Origin of the sequence: Lysinibacillus sp. NPDC093216 (genome assembly GCF_050280325.1) — a bacterium.
Lineage (GTDB): Bacteria > Bacillota > Bacilli > Bacillales_A > Planococcaceae > Lysinibacillus.
Genome location: NZ_JBNNVB010000009.1, coordinates 40871 through 58706 on the forward strand (window position 1 = coordinate 40871; position 17836 = coordinate 58706).

General features: G+C 36.2%; 17 protein-coding genes and 2 riboswitches. Of the genes, 5 read left to right on the forward strand and 12 right to left on the reverse strand.

Annotated features, from left to right (window positions below):
- Nucleotides 1–100: 100 nt before the first annotated feature.
- Nucleotides 101–284, reverse strand: a riboswitch (cobalamin riboswitch).
- Between the two features lie 184 nt (nt 285–468).
- Nucleotides 469–912, reverse strand: a complete 444-nt coding sequence (locus ACQKOG_RS12165; RefSeq protein WP_427446642.1) for a hypothetical protein — start codon at nt 910–912, stop codon at nt 469–471.
- A gap of 106 nt (nt 913–1018) precedes the next feature.
- Here ACQKOG_RS12165 and ACQKOG_RS12170 point away from each other — a divergent pair, with 106 nt between their 5' ends.
- Entirely contained in the window at nt 1019–1138 is a 120-nt protein-coding gene (locus ACQKOG_RS12170; RefSeq protein ID WP_370078913.1) for a YjcZ family sporulation protein, read from the forward strand.
- 419 nt (nt 1139–1557) lie between these two features.
- Here the strand turns inward: ACQKOG_RS12170 and ACQKOG_RS12175 are convergent, their stop codons facing one another.
- The 3 genes from ACQKOG_RS12175 to ACQKOG_RS12185 all read right to left on the reverse strand — a co-directional run bounded on the left by ACQKOG_RS12175 (nt 1558) and on the right by ACQKOG_RS12185 (nt 4501).
- Nucleotides 1558–1683, reverse strand: coding sequence for a hypothetical protein (locus ACQKOG_RS12175; RefSeq protein WP_415732213.1), 126 nt, complete (start codon nt 1681–1683; stop codon nt 1558–1560).
- Nucleotides 1684–1764: 81 nt separating this feature from the next.
- Complete coding sequence (locus ACQKOG_RS12180) at nt 1765–2643, reverse strand: hypothetical protein (RefSeq protein ID WP_370078916.1); 879 nt, start codon at nt 2641–2643, stop codon at nt 1765–1767.
- 76 nt (nt 2644–2719) lie between these two features.
- A riboswitch (cobalamin riboswitch) is annotated at nt 2720–2934 on the reverse strand.
- Between the two features lie 94 nt (nt 2935–3028).
- A complete protein-coding gene (locus ACQKOG_RS12185; RefSeq protein WP_402873840.1) occupies nt 3029–4501 on the reverse strand; it encodes an amidase family protein in 1473 nt (490 codons plus the stop codon).
- 201 nt (nt 4502–4702) lie between these two features.
- On the opposite strand from ACQKOG_RS12185, the gene ACQKOG_RS12190 reads away from it, so the two are divergent.
- Entirely contained in the window at nt 4703–5380 is a 678-nt protein-coding gene (locus ACQKOG_RS12190; protein WP_370078920.1) for a hypothetical protein, read from the forward strand.
- A gap of 45 nt (nt 5381–5425) precedes the next feature.
- Nucleotides 5426–5851, forward strand: a complete 426-nt coding sequence (locus tag ACQKOG_RS12195; RefSeq protein WP_370078922.1) for a DUF4181 domain-containing protein — start codon at nt 5426–5428, stop codon at nt 5849–5851.
- Between the two features lie 118 nt (nt 5852–5969).
- Here ACQKOG_RS12195 and ACQKOG_RS12200 read toward each other — a convergent pair whose 3' ends face one another.
- The 8 genes from ACQKOG_RS12200 to ACQKOG_RS12235 form a co-directional block, all read right to left on the reverse strand.
- A complete protein-coding gene (locus ACQKOG_RS12200; protein ID WP_370078924.1) occupies nt 5970–7220 on the reverse strand; it encodes a methyl-accepting chemotaxis protein in 1251 nt (416 codons plus the stop codon).
- A 198-nt stretch (nt 7221–7418) separates the two neighbouring features.
- On the reverse strand, nt 7419–8837 hold the full coding sequence (gene aspA, locus ACQKOG_RS12205) for an aspartate ammonia-lyase (protein WP_370078926.1): 1419 nt from the start codon (nt 8835–8837) through the stop codon (nt 7419–7421).
- Between the two features lie 448 nt (nt 8838–9285).
- Nucleotides 9286–9915: an NAD(P)-dependent oxidoreductase gene (locus ACQKOG_RS12210; protein ID WP_427446648.1), complete on the reverse strand. Its 630-nt coding sequence runs from the start codon at nt 9913–9915 to the stop codon at nt 9286–9288.
- 76 nt (nt 9916–9991) lie between these two features.
- Nucleotides 9992–10402: an Rrf2 family transcriptional regulator gene (locus ACQKOG_RS12215; protein ID WP_370078930.1), complete on the reverse strand. Its 411-nt coding sequence runs from the start codon at nt 10400–10402 to the stop codon at nt 9992–9994.
- Nucleotides 10403–10515: 113 nt separating this feature from the next.
- The gene (locus ACQKOG_RS12220; protein WP_370078932.1) at nt 10516–10722 is read right to left on the reverse strand and encodes a thymidylate synthase; all 207 of its coding nucleotides are present in this window, start codon (nt 10720–10722) and stop codon (nt 10516–10518) included.
- Between the two features lie 45 nt (nt 10723–10767).
- Entirely contained in the window at nt 10768–10980 is a 213-nt protein-coding gene (locus tag ACQKOG_RS12225) for a hypothetical protein (RefSeq protein WP_370078934.1), read from the reverse strand.
- Between the two features lie 1646 nt (nt 10981–12626).
- Entirely contained in the window at nt 12627–13604 is a 978-nt protein-coding gene (locus ACQKOG_RS12230) for a thymidylate synthase (protein ID WP_370078943.1), read from the reverse strand.
- Nucleotides 13605–13677: 73 nt separating this feature from the next.
- Nucleotides 13678–14598, reverse strand: coding sequence for a hypothetical protein (locus ACQKOG_RS12235; RefSeq protein ID WP_370078945.1), 921 nt, complete (start codon nt 14596–14598; stop codon nt 13678–13680).
- Between the two features lie 208 nt (nt 14599–14806).
- On the opposite strand from ACQKOG_RS12235, the gene ACQKOG_RS12240 reads away from it, so the two are divergent.
- The gene (locus tag ACQKOG_RS12240; protein ID WP_370078947.1) at nt 14807–16999 is read left to right on the forward strand and encodes an ATP-binding protein; all 2193 of its coding nucleotides are present in this window, start codon (nt 14807–14809) and stop codon (nt 16997–16999) included.
- Nucleotides 16992–17618 carry a response regulator gene (locus tag ACQKOG_RS12245; protein WP_370078949.1) on the forward strand — a complete coding sequence of 209 codons (627 nt, stop codon included), beginning with the start codon at nt 16992–16994 and terminating at the stop codon, nt 17616–17618. Before ACQKOG_RS12240 ends, ACQKOG_RS12245 begins: the two co-directional genes overlap by 8 nt.
- The last annotated feature ends 218 nt before the right edge of the window (nt 17619–17836 follow it).

Genomic DNA, 17836 nt, shown 5'->3' on the forward strand with positions numbered 1-17836 from the left:
TAAAGTGGAATCTACTACTACATATTCCTTAGAGTGCTTCAAACCCTTGATATATCTGACTTACACAATCAGTAACTTAGGTGATTCCTCGTAGGGTTATGGTGTGTACTCATAATAGGCAGGTATCCTGACTCATGATCATCGCTACTTTTCTCCTTCCCGTCGTTAAACAGTGGTCTATGAAAAGTCGCTCACATTTACAGTTGCGGGACAGTGTCGGATTTGCACCGACTTCCCTTTTAAGTAAATTGCACGCAATTTACACCTATTAATCTACGCTATTCAGTTGTCAAAGGAATCTAGTATTCCTATTAGATTATTAAAATACTCCACATTCCTGTTGAATTATTAAAATTAATTGTAAAGGTGTGTGGATTGAAAGTCAATTAATGTTAGTTTAAAAGTAAATTTTTCTTTTTTCTTCATATTTTTGCAAATAAAAAAAGAGGGAGATTATCCCCTCTATAGTCAGTATGTTTCCATTCTCCGAACACCAGCCATATTACCTTGACCACGTTTATATGATTTAGACGGTATAATTGCTGAAATTCTCATATTAACATCACCTTTTAATAATTCTTGATATACGTCTTTAAATGTATCTCTACTGAAATATAAATACCACGAATCTGAATATCCTCTGTCAATAGGTGTTAATTCTCCGCAAAAGAAATCCTTTTCATTAGTGTATCCGTAATTATAATAACTACATAACTTAGCAGTTCCATTTAAGTAGAAATCTTTATCTAAATTATTTGCTAAATCATATTGAACTTCTTTACCTGTTAAGTCAAGCAAATACCTATCAATAAATTTCTCATCTTCACTTGGTTCGACATATTCAGTAGCATACTGCTTGCCAGGTTCAACATCTATTATTTTTTCTTGATAGTGTATACCTATTTTTAACATATTTATTTTTAAACATTTTTCTAACGCATCCTAAGATAAATACCGCAATCCCTTTTGAAAACTATACATATTATAGATTATAGATTATAGAAAGGAGGGATATTGTATGGAATACTGCGGAGAATTTCGCGAAGAGCGTCGCGAACGAAACCCATTCGCTTTTGTCGTTGTTCTGTTCATTCTTCTAATTATTGTCGGCGCTACTTTCATGAATAGAGGTTATTAATACCCTATATCTCCTAAAATGCTCATAACTATTGTAAGGTAATACTAATTTAACCTTACACCTCCAAATCTTTACTAAGGGTCACTATCCTCCGGGTGATCCTTTTAAATTCTCCTCTTTCAATTTCATACTCAACCGCCTAAGGCATAATAAAAAGCCACACCTTGTTAGATGTGACCTTTATGTATTTATAATTATATGCGAATATATACCTTACCATCTAAATCTACAGTCACTGATGTAATATTTAACGATTTTCCGTCTACAAATATATTCCTTGTTTGAATGATTTATTGAATTGTTTCATACGGTAATTAATATTCTTTACTATTATAGACTAATATATGTTCCATCTAGTCACCTCCCATATACCAATAATTGTAATACATTACACTTAACTAATCAGTAATAGGATTTTGCTATACATACCACTTATTCGCCTTCATTCCCTGTACGGATAATGCTCCTGCAATAACTAGATTATCGTGATTTTTTTCTGTATTTCCTCGCTTATTACCTAACTTTCCATGTGTCTCTTCAAACATTTGCATCTGCTGTAAAGTCTGAATAACATAATATATTCCAGTTCTTATTAGTTTTTAACTCGGATTGTAGATACTCTTTTATTATTTCGTTATCCTCTTTCTCATTTTCACAGGTGTTAGGTGCTCCCACTCTTTATATAGTTGCTTTTTCGAAAGTATCTTCCAAGGATTAAACATCGTTTGTCCATGCTTATTAAAATATAGTTCTTCACCAATATGATAAGCTGCATGTTGAATAATACCATTTTCATCCTTCCAAATCACAATGTCGCCTTGTTGTATCCCTTCACCTAGGACCTCTTCATAGTTATACTGACTTAATTTTTCAAGAAATGTTTTTTGATATATCCATTCATAAATAAACCACTTTTGTTTCCCTTTTGAAATTGCAAACAAAACCGCTGCTAAACAATTTGCACCTTGACGATGCCCAAAAGTATTAGCAAATTGCTGTAGAAAACTAGGTAATGATTTTGGAGGTTCCTCACATTCTCCCTTATCCCACCATTCATAAACCATTGTTGTAAGTAACTGTTCTTTAAATGATTCGTCAAGACCTTCCCACATTGAACGCTGTATGATAACGTGCCCATTCTGTACATAACTCGAAGGTACTTTTTCTATCTCCTTTATAAATTTAACGGGGAGTACAAGCCCTCTTTCACATTGCACTTGAAAACTTAAAATCAATTGTTGGTCCTCTTTCGATTTGCTCTCAATCCATTCTTTTTCAGCAATAATTACATATTGTGCGTTCTTTATATTCCAGTATTCATAACTATTAACATAATTTAAATGCTGATATGTGCTGTGAGTATAAAACTCATCTATGGGCATTAACAATACATCTGTAAAGTCAATTTCATTAAGATGTTCTTCTGATAGAAAAAATAAATCTCTTTCAGGGACATAACTTTTCATCCATGACAGTAAGACTTTTTTTGTCGGTTTAATTATCATTATGTATTTCCCCCAACTTGAATTTTTTGGTTATTGTTTGAATAACTCTACTTGAACTTCTTCTATAACATGCCAAGGCCATTCAGAATCACTGGCTTTTGGGTCACTCACTTTCAACGCAAAAAAAGAACGACCAACAAACGAATTGAAACGTTGTTGATCGAGTTTATTAAAAGAATGAAACGTTTTTTATACTTTATGAATTTACAGGTGCGGGACAGTGTCGGATTTGCACCGACTTCCCTTTTCAGTAAATTGCACGCAATTTACACCTATTACTCTACGCTATTCAGTTGTCAAGAAACTGGAAAATACTAGATTTCTTTCCGTTAATAGTAAAGTACAGTATTTTTAAAGTCAATTGAGGCAATTAGATATTTTAAAACTACTCACTCAACTTCGGTGCTTTTCGTAGTTTAGTTGCTTGTTCGAATGAAAATGCAAGTTTTATTAGAACATCTTCACTAAATGCAGTTCCTGCGAATGTTATGCCAAACGGTCTCCCAGTTTTCATATACCCTGCTGGGACGGCAATAGACGGATAACCAGCTTTTGCACTAATTGTCGAACCTATATATGATGGAAAGATAATCGCATCCAATTCATATTTTTTTAATGTATAATCGATTCCTTGTTCTTGAGAAAAATACAAATCCTCTAGTTTTGCATTTAAATAGTCAGAGTCTCTTAATGTGTTCGATAGTTTCTCTCTCAATTCCAATTTATCCTGACCATATTTTAACGACTTTCCTTTTGAACGTTTATTAAATTGAATTAACTCAGAGATAGAATGCACAGGCATGTGGGAAGGTAGATTTACAAGGAAATTATTTAAACTATGCTTTAATTCGTATTGTGGTACTCCCCATTTCCAGTCTCTATGAAAAGAAGGGATTTCGATGCCTTCAATAATATCGGCTCCTTGATCTCTTAAAACCTGAATTGCATTATTAAAAAGTGTTTCATCATATTCCTCTGAGTCATAATAAGCTTTTGAGGCATTATTATAAACACCAATTCTAGCGCCATTTAATCCTGTGGCCTCTAAAAAAGGGGTGTAATCCTTATATAACCTTCTTTCACTTTTATATGTAGCGACGTCGTCTTGATCTACTCCTGTTAACACGCCCAATAAAATAGCTGCATCTGTTACTGTTCTAGCCATTGGCCCTGCTGTGTCTTGAGAGTATGTAAACGGAATAATGCCCTGTCGACTAATGAGCCCAACAGTCGGTTTTATGCCAACTACTGAATTTGTAATAGCTGGACTTAAAATCGAGGCGTCTGTCTCAGTTCCAATTGATAAAACTGAAAAGTTCGATGCAACTGCTACCGCTGACCCTGAGCTAGATCCTCCCACATAAAGTTCTGGATCGCCATAAGGATTTAGTGTTTGGCCACCTCGAGAACTATAACCCGCCCACATCGTACTCGACATAGCGTTTGCTAATTCAGTCATATTTGCTTTCCCTAAAATAACAGCCCCTGCTTCACGAAGCTTTTTTACTAGAAATGCATCCTGCTTAGCTAAATAATTTTCCAATGCTATTACGCCTGCACTAGTGTGCATAAAATCTTTCGTTTCGATATTATCTTTTAAAACTACCGGAATTCCGTGTAAAGGCCCTCTAGCCCCTTTTGTTAGTCTTTCCTCATCTAATGCTTCAGCAATAAATATCGCTTCAGGATTAATTTCAAGCATAGAATTAATTTTCTGTCCGCCTTGATCATACTTAGCAATTCTGTGCAAATAATACATAGTTAATTCTTTTGATGTTATATCACCTTGTACCATAGCTGTTTGAATATCGATTACTGACAATTCTTCTTTAAGAAAACTATTAAAATTTATACCCATTTTCAAATCCCCCTCTTTCAATATTATACCAAAAAGGGAAACTTGTGCTTAAATTGTTTTTTTAACTATTGAAATTTCAAAGTTCATTCCCTCAGGCTCGTTACTTCATATATTTTCTGCCCCAATATTTGTAAATGTGTTATAGTTTAAATAAATAACTAATTATTCTGTTATTTAATTCGTTTTTGTGAGGTGAAGATATTGAAAAAATATATATTTGCAGGAGCTTTACTGGGAATTTTCTTTTTAACAGGGTGTGTAAATGAAAAAACAGAAAATGTAAAATCATCCAAACCATCGACCGATGAACAAACAGTAGAAAAAGAAAAAATCGTAGCTCCAACTCCTTTAAATTTAACGCAGGAACAAAAAGAAAAGTATTACGAGGAATATATTTCTCTTGTAGAGAAAGTGAACGAAGAATATCATGAAAACTTTGAAATAGAACCTATATCAAATTTTACTGATGAATACTGGGTTGAGGTTACTGATTTTAAAAAGATGTTAAAAGAAAGGGTAGATGCTTCATTTATCGTGTTAAAAAATAATGATGCGTTTGCTCCAACTTCAGTACCGAAAACAGTGGAAATACATACAGTTTCAAAGGTAGCGATTATTAGTTTTGAAGGCTCTTTTGATACACAGTTAAATTCAAATACAACTGAAAGTAGGCAGTTGTTTTCAGCTATGAACTCTCTATCTTCGAAAATTGAAAATGGTAGTGGTAACTGGATCCAAAAAGGATACAAATATACAATTGACGATGATGGTCGCTCTTATATCATTACTGTTGGTGGAAAATACTCTGAAAGTGGTGTTTCTTCTTCTCATTTAATTGATGTAGAATTTTATTGCAATAAGAATGGTGGTATTTTATGACCGACAATATTTAAGAAAAGAGCTTGCCTACGAGGTGATTGAAAATTGATTAATATCGAATTTGGAACATTTATACTTTTTCTAATTACGCTTGTTTTAGTAATTAGTATTTTTGGATTTGCCATTAGAAAGCTGTTAGGTGTTGAAAGAAAGAAATGGTTTTCTTATAATCACATTAACGAAAGACATAAAAAACTAGATTGGTCTGTACGAATAATATTTATGAGTTTATTTTTAATTAGTTCGTATTATATGATTGGCAACGATACACTTGGAATTCCTTGGTATTTCGAAACATGGTTTATCTTAATTGTCTTTTTTATAACATCTGAAATACTACGAGCATTTATGGAATGGAAATACGCTGAAAATAAAAGAGATTTTGTTGCTACTATCGCAGAAATGGTGTTAATGATTAGCATAGGATTTTTGACGATAACAACCGATTTTTTTGGCTTATTTAATATTTAATTTCGAAGCTATTTAAACCGATTAATTAATACACTTGATATAAAATAAAAAAGGCTATTTCGCAGAAAATCTATTCCTGTAAAATAGCCTTTTTAAATGAATACTATATTTCTTGCAATTATTGTCCACTAAATCTCTGTGTCAGCTTTTGTAAATTTTCAGCTTGTACACATAAATCTTGTGATACTACCATGTTGACCGCTTGCATGGAGGCACTTTGCTCATCTACTGACTGCAGAATGACCTCTGTATAATTAGACAAACTGTCCATTCCACTTGCGATTGTCGATACTAAGTTTGTAACCTCATTCGCGCTACTTGAAAGCTCTTCTGCTGTTGCGGAAATATCCTCAAGTTGGTTCGTCATTTTGCTAACATGCTGAGAAATCGTACCGAATGACTTTGTAGCCTCATCAATAACATAGACGCCCTGTTGAACGTTTTTAAAGTCCTCTTCGACAGAGGTAGCTACTTGTTTTGTATCACTTTCAATGCCAACTACCAGCTCGACAATTTGAATAGCCGAATGCTTAGATTGCTCTGCCAATTTTCGAACTTCCTCTGCGACTACGGCAAAGCCTTTTCCATGCTCTCCAGCACGCGCCGCTTCAATCGCTGCATTTAATGCAAGCAAATTCGTTTGATCTGTAATAGCCGTAATCATGTCTGTCATAGATTTGATATCTGTCATTTTTCCAGATAATTGCTGCATTAATTCACTTGTTTTTTCAGTAGAAGTTGAAATGAATTCCATCTGATTTTTAGCCACGTGTAAAATTTCTGCACCGTTGCCTGCAATGCCATTTGCTTCTTTTGCATGATCAAATACATCTTGCGTTGCCACGGTAATACGTTCAATGCCATCAGCAGTTTCCTGCATAGCAATAGCACTTTCATTTGCAGATTGTGCTGCTTTCTTAAGGCCATCAGTCGTATTCTCCATTTGTGAATCAACTTCGTTCACTGCATCTGTAATTTCATTTGTACTTGCTGATAGCTCCTCTATGCTCGCAGATAAATCTGAAGAACTACTTGCAATATTTTGTGTCATCGTATGTAATTGTTCCTTCATCTTTAAAAACGCTTTAGCTAAGTCTGATATCTCATCATTGGAATTAATTTCAATCGGAGCAGTACTTAAATTTCCACCAGCAATTGCTTGTGCAGATTCTGATAATTGTTTAATAGGCTTAATAATTTTAAATTTTACATAGAAAATACACGATAATGTCATCGTAATTCCTATTACTGTTAATAAAGTGGATAGCCATTTTAATGAAGTTAAATTTGCTAGGTCTACAATTAATATAACACCCATGAGAACATTTAAAGTAGAAAAGCAAATTATACTTTTTTTCCGTAAGCTCATACTAAATTCCTCCAACTATAATATTATTCCAACGTAGTTATTATAGTTTAATTCTCCTGAAATTCATAGAAAAAAGTCCAACTTTTGTAAGAGGAATGATATATAAAAGAGAAAGTACTTTCGTAGTATCCAAAATACATGGAGATGTGCTCTAAAAGTAAAAGCACTTTGCTTTAGACAAAGTGCTTTCATCATAAATTATTTTAATTTCATAATACTTGATCCGGCAATACCAGGATGTGTCATCTCATATGGATCTAGAATTAAATCTAATTGTTCTTTTGTTAGGACGCCTTCTTCAATGCAAAGCTCACGAATTGAACGACCAGATAAAATTGCTTCACGCGCAATTCGTGCAGCTACCTCATAGCCAATATGCGGGTTCACTGCTGTTAACACACCAACGCTTTTTTCCACATATTCTTTCATGCGATCTTCGTTTGCTTCAATATCCTTCAAGCAATTTTGTGTAAATGCTCGGAACACGTTATTCATAATGCTAATCGATTGAATTAAATTAAAGACAAGCACAGGCTCCATAACGTTTAATTCTAATTGTCCTGCTTCAGATGCTAAAGAAATCGTATGGTCATTACCAATTACTTGGAATGCCACTTGATTAAGAACCTCTGGCATAACAGGATTTACTTTCCCTGGCATAATAGAAGATCCAGGTTGACGAGCTGGTAAAATGATTTCCCCTAATCCAGCACGTGGTCCAGATGCCATTAAGCGAAGGTCATTAGCGATTTTCGACATATTAATCATACAGATTTTTAGTGCGCCTGATACTTCTGTATAAGCATCCGTATTTTGTGTTGCATCCACAAGGTGTGTAGCGCCTTTAAGCGGCAATCCTGAAATTTCAGCAAGATGAACATCAACTGATTGAATATAGTCAGGGAATGCATTTAATCCTGTACCAACAGCTGTTGCTCCCATATTTACATCATATAAATTTGGGCGAGTTTGGCGAATGCGCGCAATATCACGAGTGATCACACGGCAATATGCTTCGAATTCTTGCCCTAATCGAATCGGTACAGCGTCTTGTAAATGCGTACGACCCATTTTAATAACATGCGCAAATTGCTCTGCTTTTTGGTGGAACACTGCTTGCATGTTTTCCATTGTAAGAAGTAATTCATCTATCAAATTCAACACAGCGATATGAATAGCTGTTGGGAAAGCATCGTTTGTTGATTGTGACATATTAACATGGCTGTTTGGGCTAATTGTTTTGTAGTCCCCTTTTTCTTTGCCCAAAATCTCTAAGGCACGGTTAGCAATAACCTCGTTGGCATTCATATTAATAGATGTGCCAGCACCGCCTTGGATTGGGTCAACGATAAATTCAGCATCCCACTCGCCGTCAATAACTTCTTGTGCAGCCTCGACAATTGCATCTCCGATTTCTGTTGAAAGTAGGTGTACCTCCATATTACTCATAGCAGCTGCTTTTTTTACAATACCCATTGCTTTAATAAGAGCAGAGTGAATTGTATATCCTGTAATCGGGAAGTTTTCAGTTGCACGAAGCGTTTGAATCCCGTAATAAGCATTGCTTGGTAATGCACGTTCACCTAAAAAGTCTTTTTCTATACGTTGTGTGGACATAATTGTCGTCTCCTTTTATGTAATCCTCACACTTGATAGTAGCTAATTAATGCAGTATTGTAAACAGTCATTTTTCTGTAAAATGAAAAATCCCATGAAAAGATATTATTATTCCCTAAAAACCGAGCGCTACTTTGAAACTATTAAGACATATAAGATTACACACTTTTTACTTTGGTTAGCAGTTTTTCTCGTTTTTAAACAATTATGCCTCAGCATAATTGCGTACGGATTCGGCTTTTGGCTTGCTCAAAGAACTATTTTTCGATTCATAACAAGTCGGTTCATAATTATTAATCTTCACCAATCAGGCTATTCCAATGCAAGATAAATATTCCCATTCGTTCATTTAGCACAATAAAAAAGCTGAACTAATTGTTTGTGTTAGTTCAGCTAAATATAAACTATTTTAATGTGTACTATTCCAGGAACACTGGTGTTAATTCTTTTATTTATTAGAAGAAACTGTAAAACGACTGTTAACATGCTTTGGATTTTCAATTTCATCTAATACCGCAACGGCATAATCTGCATAGCTAACATAACTTTCACCAGCAGCATTTACTAATAAATGATCTTCTCCAGCAGTATAGCTACCTGTACGTGGACCTTCTGGATCAAAGAAAGCAGATGGGCTTAAAAATGTCCACGTAATAGTTGATCGTTGTAAGTCATGTAGATTTTCACCTTGGTTTTTAGCTGTCGCATAAAACATTTCAGGAAAATCTGGTGTATCCATTACGCGTACAGTTTTCTCTGGGTCTACAAACAGACTACCCGCACCACCGACAACAAATAATTTTGTATCAATACCAGTGAAAATATCGATTAAATGACGGCCAGCTTTCACATGTAATTCCTCCTGACCAAAAGGAGCCCCAAATGCATTTACGACTACGTCAAAGCCTTTCACATCTTCTTGAGCTAATTCAAATACAGCCTTTTCAATTACTGGAATATTTGCTGTTATTTTCGAGGCTGAACGCACAATCGCAGTTACATCATGGCCACGTTGTAGTGCCTCCTCTACAATTTTTTGTCCCGCTTTCCCTGTTGCACCAATTACCGCAATTTTCATATTTATAATTCCTCCTATTTTCCATTTGTAACTACTTTAGTTACAGGTTAGATACAAAAGACCGACTTCGTTGTTGTTAACGAAGTTGATCTAGCACATCCTGCAAAGTTTGTGCTTGTAGTTGTTCTTCCATTGCATCCCAAACAGATGTATAAACACCTTCCAATGTCCGTTGGATTTTTCGACCAACCGCACATGCTGGATTTGGCTCATCATGAATCGCAAAAAGCTGCTCTGGCCCATCAATCGCATGATAAATGGCTAATAGCGTTAAATCTTTTGGCTCCACTAATAGATCATACCCTGCAATTCCTGGTCGTGACGTAAGCAAGCCCGCTTTTTTAAGTACCCCAATCATTCGTCGCACGACAACTGGATTTGTATTCACACTACCTGCGATGAAATCAGACGTCAGCTGGCTTTTATCAGATGTTGTTGCAATGAGCGAAAGTATATGGATCGCTACCGAATATCGACTGTTCACCATATGTATCACCACCTGTTGTAACTATTATAGTTACAGGTTTAAATAAAAACAAGCAAATTGCTCTATTTGCACCTGTATTTATTTTATTCCGTTATCAAAGTATTATACGATAATTATAATTTCTTTACGTAAATAACTAATTCTTGTCGTAGTTCCCCATCTTCCTCATAAAAGTCTAAGTTATGAAATTCATACTTAAAATGGCCAACTGGAAACGTCACACTTTCTCCTTGTGCCGCAGCCAATATGCCTGCCACATCATGTGACACCATTTGCAAAAGCTCTGTACCCAAAACCGAATCTACAAAAATCACGTTCATAATAAAACACCTCCTCAGCTATTATAGCTCAGAAGGCGCTTACATTTATAGTCTTTCTTTATAACGTTTCAGACGAATATCCTCAACGACTTGCATCATTTTATGTATTTGCTCCTGTGTTAATTTTGTAGAGATGTGCGCTAGCTCATGTTGATGAATAAATTCCTCTTGTTGTTGAGGAGTACTGGTCAGCAATTTCGTCCTTAAACGTTGCTCACACCCTCTTCCGTCTATTTGAAAAATCAACGATCTCCTCACATCATTCACCTCTAAATTTTTATTAGGACTTCCATATTAAAACTTATATCGGAAAAATTTTCATGTATTTAAATATCCTTCATATAAAGCGCTAGGGGATTTAGCTCTAAATAAATCAAGCTCTCTCTTTTGGCGGTAGTATCCAGCTATTTGATCGGTTCTATTCGTCGGTTCGGCCTTTTATCCGTCGCTTGATTGGTTCTTTCCGTCGGTTCGCGTCCGCTATCCGTCGCTTGGACTATTCTTTCCGTCACTTTGGCCATTCTTTCCGTCGCTCTGATCTCTTTTCGTCACTTTGACGGTTCTTTCCGTCGCTCTGATCTCTTTTCGTCACTTTGACGGTTCTTTCCGTCGCTTCGACCCTTCTTTCCGTCGCTCTGCCGGTTCTATCCGTCGCTTCGACCCTTCTATCCGTCGCTCTGTATTCTTTCCGTCACTTTGGCCATTCTATCCACGATTTTGCCGGTTCTATCCACGACTTCGGCTCTTCTATCCACGATTCTGCCGGTTCTATCCACAAATTCGACTCTTCTATCCGTCGCTCTGTATTCTTTCCGTCACTTCGACTCTTCTATCCGTCGTTCTGACTGTTCTTTCCGTCACTTTTGCCTCCGCTTTCCGTCGCTCTGATCTCTTTTCGTCACTTTGCCTCTGCTTTCCGTCGCTTTGACGATTCTTTCCGTCGCTTCGACCCTTCTATCCGTCGCTCTGCCGGTTCTTTCCGTCACTTCGACTCTTCTATCCGTCGCTCTGACTGTTCTTTCCGTCACTTTGGCCATTCTTTCCGTCGCTCTGATCTCTTTCCGTCACTTTGACGGTTCTATCCACGAATTCGGCTCTTCTATCCATCACATTGGCCTTTTATCTGTCGCTCTGTATTCTTTCCGTCACTTCGACTCTTCTATCCGTCGCTCTGTATTCTTTCCGTCACTTCGACTCTTCTATCCGTCGTTCTGACTGTTCTTTCCGTCACTTTTGCCTCCGCTTTCCGTCGCTCTGATCTCTTTTCGTCACTTTGCCTCTGCTTTCCGTCGCTTTGACGATTCTTTCCGTCGCTTCGACCCTTCTATCCGTCGCTCTGCCGGTTCTTTCCGTCACTTCGACTCTTCTATCCGTCGCTCTGACTGTTCTTTCCGTCACTTTGGCCATTCTATCCACGATTTTGCCGGTTCTATCCACGAATTCGGTTCTTCTATCCACGATTCTGCCAGTTCTATCCACGAATTCGACTCTTCTATCCGTCGCTCTGTATTCTTTCCGTCGCTTTGCGTCCGCTATCCGTCACTTGGACTGTTCTTTCCGTCACTTTGGTCATTCTTTCCGTCGCTTCGACCCTTCTATCCGTCGCTCTGATCTCTTTCCGTCACTTTGCCTCCGCTATCCGTCACTTGGACTGTTCTTTCCGTCGCTTTGGCCATTCTATCCGTCGCTCTGATCTCTTTCCATCACTTTGCCTCCGCTATCCGTCACTTTGGCCATTCTATCCCTCGCTCTGAAATCTTCCCCTCGCATTGCCTCAAATTTCCATCGCTCTGACTTCTATCCCTCGCTCCGCCAGTTCTTTCCGTCGTCCCAACTCTTCTACTCGACGCTTCGCAGTTAGTTCGCTTTAAAAAAACAGCAACCAAAACGGCTGCTGCTTCAGTTTAAACGGCAATTGGAGCTTTAATTGTTGGGTGTGGATCATAGCCCTCAATCGAAAGATCTTCGAGTTCTATGTCAAAGATTGACGTTTTATTTGGATTAATTTTTAAGGTTGGTAGGTCCTTAGGCTCGCGTGAAAGCTGTTCTTTTACTTGCTCCACGTGATTTAAATATATATGAGCATCCCCAATGCTGTGAATAAATTCGCCAACTTCTAAACCACATTCATGTGCAATTAAATGTGTCAGTAATGCATATGAGGCAATATTAAATGGACAGCCTAATAATGTATCTAGGCTTCTTTGCATTAGCTGACAGCTTAATTTTCCATTTGCGACATAAAATTGGAACATCACGTGACAAGGAGGTAATGCAGCTTTACTGCCTTTTGCTCCTGCATTGATAACATCCTCTGGATTCCATGCATTGACAATAATGCGTCGTGAATCTGGATTGTGTTTAATTTGATCGATTACATCTTGCAATTGATCGATGCTTTCCCCTGTTGATGTTGTCCAATTACGCCATTGCTTGCCATAAACATTACCTAGCTCGCCGTATTTACGTGCAAATTCATCGTCTGTTAAAATACGCTCACAAAATGAAGCTAACTCTTTTTTGTAGTCAGCATTGAAAGACTCGTCCACTAAGCAACGACGGCCAAAGTCTGTCATATCAGGACCTGAATATTCATCAGACTCGACCCATTTTTTAAAAGCCCATTCATCCCATATATGATTATTATTTTGCAGTAAATAACGAATATTTGTGTCCCCTTTAATGAACCAAAGTAGCTCACTTGCTACAAGTTTAAATGGTACACGTTTAGTCGTTAAAAGAGGAAAGCCCTTGCTTAAATCAAATCGCATTTGATAGCCAAATACACTATATGTACCCGTACCTGTACGATCTTCTCTTTTCACGCCATTCTCTAGTATATGTTGTAGTAAATTTAAGTACGCGATTTCTGGATGCGCCATGTTAATCAACAGCTCCTTCAAGTATGCTGTTGACCATTATAACATCTAGGACGTCCAAAAATAAAAACAATATTTACATTTCTGAGCCAAAAAAATTGTTTTCTAGCTCTTTTGAGATTTCACTCTCAATTGTGAAAAAAAACGTTGGTAACAAAATAATATTAAATAAAATAGGAACGATAATCAGTAAAAGATCCATCCCTGGGGAAAAATAGACACTAAAAGCAGTCAGTAACCCTGATATGACTAAAAATAAAATTTGGACACCGATAATCATTAACGGAATGATTTGGTACATATAGTTAAGCTTTCGGAACTGATGCATGTTTTCTGGATCTTCTATAATTCTCTTTTTTAAGCGCCTTGATAAAACTATACAGGCGATAAGCTGTGCAATAATAAAGCTTAAATAAATAACACTATGTAAAACCATTTGCCCTTTCATAACCGTGCCATTAAAATGTCCTACCCGCTGCTGTAGTAGCTTGTTAACCGCTCCCTCATAAACATATTCCTGCTTACTAAAATATGTGGGCGGTTCCACAAAGCCGAGCGTTGCCCAATCCTTTGAGTTGGTTTCCCAGTCGATTAATTTGCTTGCCAAAATACGCAGTTGAATAGCATCATTTTCACCAAACATTCCTACTAAAAAAGTATATGGTATCGCTACCTTCATTTGCCCATTTTGCTTTTCATTAATTAAATCTTTAATGGGAAAAGTATACGTAACATCTGTCTGGTGAGCTTCATAACGAGCGTCCCCGATCTTCCAATGACTTTCTAAGGAAGATTCAATATTATTCTTCATTTCAGGATACGGCGTATCATTATGTAAATGCTTAGGAATCTTATAGACAAAACGATTGTCACCCCCAATAATGCAAATATCAACTTTCACCGCATCATTCTCAAAGTTCTTAGCGATTATTGTACTCGGGTACGACATTATGACGACTAGAAAAAAAAGGATTAGTGGCAATCCTTTCTTTTTCACGCAACGATCCCCCTTTTCGACACATATGCTAGATTTACACTATCATAGGCAATACCGAAAAAACCACTTCGTTTTTCCGAAAAAGCAATAGTGGTTTTCCGAAACACCTTATTTCGGTATTCCAAAATTACTAAAAATTATGGATAATAAATAGGTAATTAAGATTGAAATGGGGCAATATTATCATGCAAATATTTGAGAGAAAACGATGAGTAAATGGACATATAGTATTTTCATAACCTACCTACTCCTCGGTATTTATGTGCTCGTAGTGGCAATGCGAATCCCTTTAATTGGTATTTTAGTGGACACAACTAGTCAAAAACCGGTCATAACTGAGTTCTATTACTCAATATGGGCCGAGCAAAATAACATTGAAAAAGGCGATCTTTTACTGACAATCGATGGCAAGCCTGCAGAAAATGTTCGTTCTATCCAACTCAATTCTTTCGTTAGAGGTGCTAAAGAACTGACGTTTATGAAACCTAATGGTGATGTTCATACTGTTAAAGTTAAGCATAAAGATATTCCGGAAGAATTTTATTTACAAATTATTTTTCCGCTGTTTTATTTTGTCCTATCCTTTGTAGTTGCCATCTATTTATGGCAAAGAAATAAAGATAATCAACTAACTAGTTTACTAACATTATTTTTATTAACTTGTTCTTTGACTTATATAAGTTGTGGAGCCTCAAGTAGAGGAAATTTAATTGGAGAAGCAGTAATAGGTATTGGTATCGTTTTATGCATGTTACTTTTTATTCACTTTTTACAATTTTATTTCCGATACCTCCATCTAAAATGGTCGTACCTCAATACCAAATGGCTTTATTTATTACTACTACTTATACCTTGCTGTAATTTCATAATGAGAGTTAAGTCTGATTTTAGGGTAATAACAGCATTAATTTATTTAGGCATATTTGCTGTACTTGTTCTCTATGCCATCTATATTTTACTAATGAGTTATTTACGAACTAAACTGGCAAAAATCCGTCTGATCTCCATTGCATTTATTACGCCTTTTTTGCCGTTTTTACTATGTTTCGTTATACCCGTAATTTTAGGTCAGAACCCTATTTTTCATGGTGAGGTAGCTGCATTATTTTTATTGTTTATTCCTTTTTCTTTTATTTTCATTCAAGTGAACGAACGATTATTCGATATTGAATATCAATTATCTCGTTTGCGCTATTATTCAACACTTGCTTTTTTTAGTGCATTAATCTTAACTACAGGTATTACCATATTATTTATTGATACATTATCGATTATTCAAATTACGAGCGTCTTTATACTTATATTCCTCGTTATTATTGCTAGCTTTTATATAAAAGAGCAGCTTGATTTTAAGTATCGAAAAATTATTTTTTCATCTTCTGGCAATTATGTACATAATTTATATGCTGCCGTTAATCGAATGGGTAAAGCAAAAGATCAGCAAGAATTGCTGGATCAATTTAAATATGAGATAACAGAAAAGCTTGGTACTACAGCTTTTACGATTACAACTATAACGGAAGATACGCCATTCACTCGCGGTGAAGTCAACTTTGGGAATAACATGACTCACCTGTTATTACATGATACAGGTGAAGAGAAAATCATGTTAAACATTCAACATGCATTACAAAAAGAAGAGCTTCTTTGGTTAGAGTTACTTGCCCTCTATGTTTCAATGTTTATTGATAATTTAAAGCTCATAGAAGATTTAGTATGTGAAATAAGGCTTATGAAGGATCACAATGATACACAGCTTCCTTGGCTCGATAAATTATTATGGAATATCATTGAAAAGGAAAAAAGTATTTTAGCGCAGGAATTACATGACACTATATTACAGGAACAACTTCATTTAGCGAGAGAGTTAGATGTACTTGCTAGCTCACCTAATATAAAAAAAGATAAGGTATTAGATATTCGAGAGCAATTGCTAAATGCATCGAAGGATTTACGTGAGTATTGTGAAAATCTAAGCCCCCCATTGCTTGACACATTTGGGCTTCAAATCGCCTTAAAAAAACTGATTCAAAAGGTGAAAATACGTGCCGACTTTTTATTAAACGCCCAAATAGAACGCGTCCAATTTCAGGATGCAACCTTACATTTAGTCGTCTATCGCCTTGTGCAGGAGCTTTTAAATAATGCCATTAAGCATGCCGAGGCCACTGAAGTTTCGCTAAAACTACAAGTGATCGATTGCGGTTTTATCCTACAATACGAAGATAATGGTATTGGCTGCGATATTGAAGATTTAATGCAATCTTCAGCTTCAATGGGTATTAACGGTATTCGAGAACGAGTCCGTGCTTTTAATGGAGACATCACGATAACCTCCAATCATAATGAAGGAATGCAAATATTTATTCAAATACAAGAGGACGTGGAATCATATGATTAATATTCTTATTGTAGATGACCATCCTGTCGTTTTAGATGGTACAAAAACATTATTACAGGATTTAATAAATGTTCATATCGACACAGAGCAGGATAGTGCCGCTGTTCTGTCTAGAATGGATGCTCAAGCTTTTCAATTATTTTTAATCGATATAAATATGAAGCCAATCAATGGCATCCAGCTTTCAGAAATGATTAAGAAAAAGCAACCAGAAGCACTGATTTTACTCTACACTGGCTATGAGCTTTCCGATTATTACGAATTACTTATTGAAAAAAAGGTCGATGGACTATTATCAAAGCTTGCCACGAAACAGCAAGTTATTCAAACCATTGAAGCCGCACTAAGAGGTGAGATCTTGCTAGCAGCTGATTTTTTAGATTTTGTACAGCAGCGCATCAATTTACCAAATATGCAGCAAGAGATTTTACTAAGTGACAAGGAACAAGAAATATTACAGCTTGTCGCACAAGGTTGTACGAATAAAGCAATTGCTTCAGCCATTGGGGTCACACAGCGCACTGTAGAAAATTATTTATCCAAACTTTTTGTCAAACTAAAGGTAGAATCTCGTGCAGAGGCTGTAATCGTCGCAAAAGAGAAGGCATGGATCAACTAATTATCGTTAAATTACGTTAATGTAAATTTTATATTACTAAAATCGGAATATACTGGATAAATGTCTGGAACTGTTATATAATCAAAACAATAATTACATTACTTCATCTTAACCGCTAAAATCACGTATTCAAAAGTAATACGAGCTTTTGAATATGTGATTTTTTTGCAAGTTATCGAAGCAATATGATTGTTTAATTTTTTTGGGAGGTTGTTCAC

What these genes read in the sequence shown, in the direction of transcription:
- ACQKOG_RS12165 (WP_427446642.1), bottom strand. Translation starts at nt 912, where the DNA reads ATGTTAAAAATAGGTATACACTATCAAGAAAAAATAATAGATGTTGAA.
- ACQKOG_RS12170 (WP_370078913.1), top strand. Translation starts at nt 1,019, where the DNA reads ATGGAATACTGCGGAGAATTTCGCGAAGAGCGTCGCGAACGAAACCCA.
- ACQKOG_RS12175 (WP_415732213.1), bottom strand. Translation starts at nt 1,683, where the DNA reads ATGTTTGAAGAGACACATGGAAAGTTAGGTAATAAGCGAGGAAATACA.
- ACQKOG_RS12180 (WP_370078916.1), bottom strand. Translation starts at nt 2,643, where the DNA reads ATGATAATTAAACCGACAAAAAAAGTCTTACTGTCATGGATGAAAAGT.
- ACQKOG_RS12185 (WP_402873840.1), bottom strand. Translation starts at nt 4,501, where the DNA reads ATGGGTATAAATTTTAATAGTTTTCTTAAAGAAGAATTGTCAGTAATC.
- ACQKOG_RS12200 (WP_370078924.1), bottom strand. Translation starts at nt 7,220, where the DNA reads ATGAGCTTACGGAAAAAAAGTATAATTTGCTTTTCTACTTTAAATGTT.
- aspA (WP_370078926.1), bottom strand. Translation starts at nt 8,837, where the DNA reads ATGTCCACACAACGTATAGAAAAAGACTTTTTAGGTGAACGTGCATTA.
- ACQKOG_RS12210 (WP_427446648.1), bottom strand. Translation starts at nt 9,915, where the DNA reads ATGAAAATTGCGGTAATTGGTGCAACAGGGAAAGCGGGACAAAAAATT.
- ACQKOG_RS12215 (WP_370078930.1), bottom strand. Translation starts at nt 10,402, where the DNA reads ATGGTGAACAGTCGATATTCGGTAGCGATCCATATACTTTCGCTCATT.
- ACQKOG_RS12220 (WP_370078932.1), bottom strand. Translation starts at nt 10,722, where the DNA reads ATGAACGTGATTTTTGTAGATTCGGTTTTGGGTACAGAGCTTTTGCAA.
- ACQKOG_RS12230 (WP_370078943.1), bottom strand. Translation starts at nt 13,604, where the DNA reads ATGGCGCATCCAGAAATCGCGTACTTAAATTTACTACAACATATACTA.
- ACQKOG_RS12240 (WP_370078947.1), top strand. Translation starts at nt 14,807, where the DNA reads ATGAGTAAATGGACATATAGTATTTTCATAACCTACCTACTCCTCGGT.
- ACQKOG_RS12245 (WP_370078949.1), top strand. Translation starts at nt 16,992, where the DNA reads ATGATTAATATTCTTATTGTAGATGACCATCCTGTCGTTTTAGATGGT.